The 2282-nt window shown below is 59.9% G+C and carries 3 protein-coding genes and 1 pseudogene; 1 reads left to right on the top strand and 3 read right to left on the bottom strand.

Annotated elements, in window-relative coordinates; all coding sequences use genetic code 11:
- Nucleotides 1-67 precede the first annotated feature (67 nt).
- On the bottom strand, nt 68-286 hold the full coding sequence (locus BSZ39_RS12635; RefSeq protein ID WP_222842969.1) for a hypothetical protein: 219 nt from the start codon (nt 284-286) through the stop codon (nt 68-70).
- 234 nt (nt 287-520) lie between these two features.
- On the opposite strand from BSZ39_RS12635, the gene BSZ39_RS12630 reads away from it, so the two are divergent.
- Nucleotides 521-1480 carry a sugar-binding transcriptional regulator gene (locus BSZ39_RS12630; protein WP_073717654.1) on the top strand — a complete coding sequence of 320 codons (960 nt, stop codon included), beginning with the start codon at nt 521-523 and terminating at the stop codon, nt 1478-1480.
- Nucleotides 1481-1539: 59 nt separating this feature from the next.
- Here BSZ39_RS12630 and BSZ39_RS15190 read toward each other — a convergent pair.
- A pseudogene (locus tag BSZ39_RS15190) lies at nt 1540-1677 on the bottom strand (GNAT family N-acetyltransferase); the annotation flags it as partial.
- Between the two features lie 24 nt (nt 1678-1701).
- A partial coding sequence (locus BSZ39_RS12620) for a DUF6891 domain-containing protein (protein ID WP_425425695.1) occupies nt 1702-2282 on the bottom strand: 581 nt, incomplete at its 5' end.

The raw sequence follows: 2282 nt of genomic DNA, 5'->3' as shown, positions 1-2282 counted from the left end.
ACGACCATGACCGATACCGACACGCCCGCACTAGCAAGCTAAAACCCCAAACGAGAGGAAAACGCCGTTACACCACTACAAGGGACTTGACCCCTAGCGGGCTCCAATTCCGTGATGCCTCGGCAAAGTATGTTGCTTCCGTAATCGCTTTATCGACATCGCCGAGTTGATGATCGGCATCGATATATACCTCACCTGCGCCTACGCGAATGAGGTGGTCATGAGCATTAACGACACCGAGGGTGCTGGGGTCGACGTCGGCGGTAATAGTGCGTGCGAACGCCATGGAGTTCTCCTTCGAACGAATCAGGTGTGCCGCCACCGTAGGGTCCATCACGTCGAAGCGTCTAGTGTGAATGTGAACATATGTTCGTTACGGTCTGGCAGTCGAGGGAGAGGAGTGTTGTGCGGAGCGCTGACGATCCATACCAATAACAGGTCGCAATCGGCGAAAAGCCGTGAGGTGGGGTGTGCGTTCGCTACGGTGGGGTGGAGGCTGAGTTATCACAAGGATGAGCAAATGTTTAAGTCAAAGACACGTTCGGAGCGGGAACACATCATGTTGCTGCTTACGGTGGCGAAGCTGTACTGGGTGGAGAACAAACCCCAGTCAGAAATTGCGGCAGCGGTCGGCTACTCCCGACCAAGCATCTCTCGACTCCTTGCGGAAGCGAGGGAGCGCAACATGGTGCAGATCCGCGTGGGCCACCCGTTGGAGCGCGTGATGACCCTCGAAACGGAGCTGGCCGAACGATTCACGCTGGACTGTGTGCGCGTCGCCGTGCCCGACTATGCGACCCAAGGGCGAGAAGTCATCGGTCGGCTCGCGGCGGACCTTGTAGTGGAGCGACTCAAGAGCGATTCGGTCATCTCGATCTCGAATGGTCGAGCGGTTGCTGCCACGGTGGAAGCAATGCCGCAGCTGCGGCTGCCTCATGCACGTGTCGTGCAGATGATCGGCAGCGTTGGAGCAACCGATGTCGTCGTCGATTCTCCGGAAACGTGTCGGAATATGGCGACAAAACTCGGTGCTCGTTATAGTGCGCTGCCGGTCCCGCTCGTGGTGCCGACTGCTGAGGCGGCTAGCGTGTTGATGAAGGAAGAGCAGGTAGCGACGACCCTGGAACTCGCGACCCGAGCGGACATTGCCCTCGTCGGCGTAGGCAGTGTCCACGATGGGCACTCCGGGGCGATCCTCGCGGCCTATGAGGATGAAGAAACGGCCCGGCTGTTGCGTCGCAAAAACGTCGTCGGGCATATTTGTGCCCACCATTTTGCAAGGGACGGCAGGCATGTTCCGACCCCGTTTTGCCAGCGCACCTTAGCGGTCGACCTGGAACGGATCGAGCGAATCCCCCTGGTCATCGGAGTAGCATGGGGGCAGGATAAAGTGGCGGCGCTACAGGGCGCGTTAGCGGGGGGATATCTCTCGGCGCTAGTCACGGATCACCAAACAGCGATGACGTTGCTTACGACCTAGCAGACCTTACGGCGCTCGGAAGAGGAGCGTTTCGGCGTCGTAGTAGTCCGTCGTCATGCCTATCTCGCGCATTCCAAGGCGGGGGCGACTCGCTGCGACGCGATATTGGCGGGGTCGGTGACGGCCACGACATGATCGAGCCCGGAGTCAAGGAGCGCTTCGAGGACGGCCTCGGCGGCCTCAGAGATATAGCCGTTGCCGCAGTGCTCCGCTAGCTGCCGTCAGCCGATCTCGACTTCGGTAGGCGTCCCGCCGCCCGAGGGTGGAATCGGCTTCACCAGGAACATTCCGATGGCCGTGCCGGCGTCGGGACCAGTTCGAAGTTCCACCAGGGCTTCGGCGTCTTGCCAATGGAAGTAGACGTAGCCTTGCCACGGGCGTGATTCGTCGAACTCGCCCCAGATCTCGGAGCTTGCGCACGTGCCGCAGCACGAGAAACACGCGCGCGCGAGGACGCCCTTGGATTCGAGGTCGTCGAACGCTTCCTCGATATTGCTTCGCGTCCCCGTGGCTTCGCGCTGCTCGAAAAATTTTTTCCGCTCCAGCCAGGCGTCGCGATAGATCTCGGTCAGCTCTTCTTCGCTCGCTTTGTCGTTACAGGCCTCGAGCTCATAGCCGTCGTTGATACGGTCCAAGAACATCGAGACGTCGCCGCCCATGAGTGCGGTATCGCGCGCGATCTCGTCGAGCTCATGGCGCCAGGTTTTAGTGGCTCTTCCGGTTTCAGAGTGCGTGACGCGGTCTCTGACTGCCGGGTGTTGGTGATGAATGAGGGGCGGGCCTTGGGTGAAGATAGAAGTTC

It is taken from the genome of Bowdeniella nasicola, assembly GCF_001907295.1.
Lineage (GTDB): Bacteria > Actinomycetota > Actinomycetes > Actinomycetales > Actinomycetaceae > Bowdeniella > Bowdeniella nasicola.
This window is presented reverse-complemented; position numbering and strand designations above follow the sequence as displayed.

Coding starts and splice junctions, on each gene's coding strand:
- BSZ39_RS12635 (WP_222842969.1), bottom strand. CDS start 286: ATGGCGTTCGCACGCACTATTACCGCCGACGTCGACCCCAGCACCCTC.
- BSZ39_RS12630 (WP_073717654.1), top strand. CDS start 521: ATGTTTAAGTCAAAGACACGTTCGGAGCGGGAACACATCATGTTGCTG.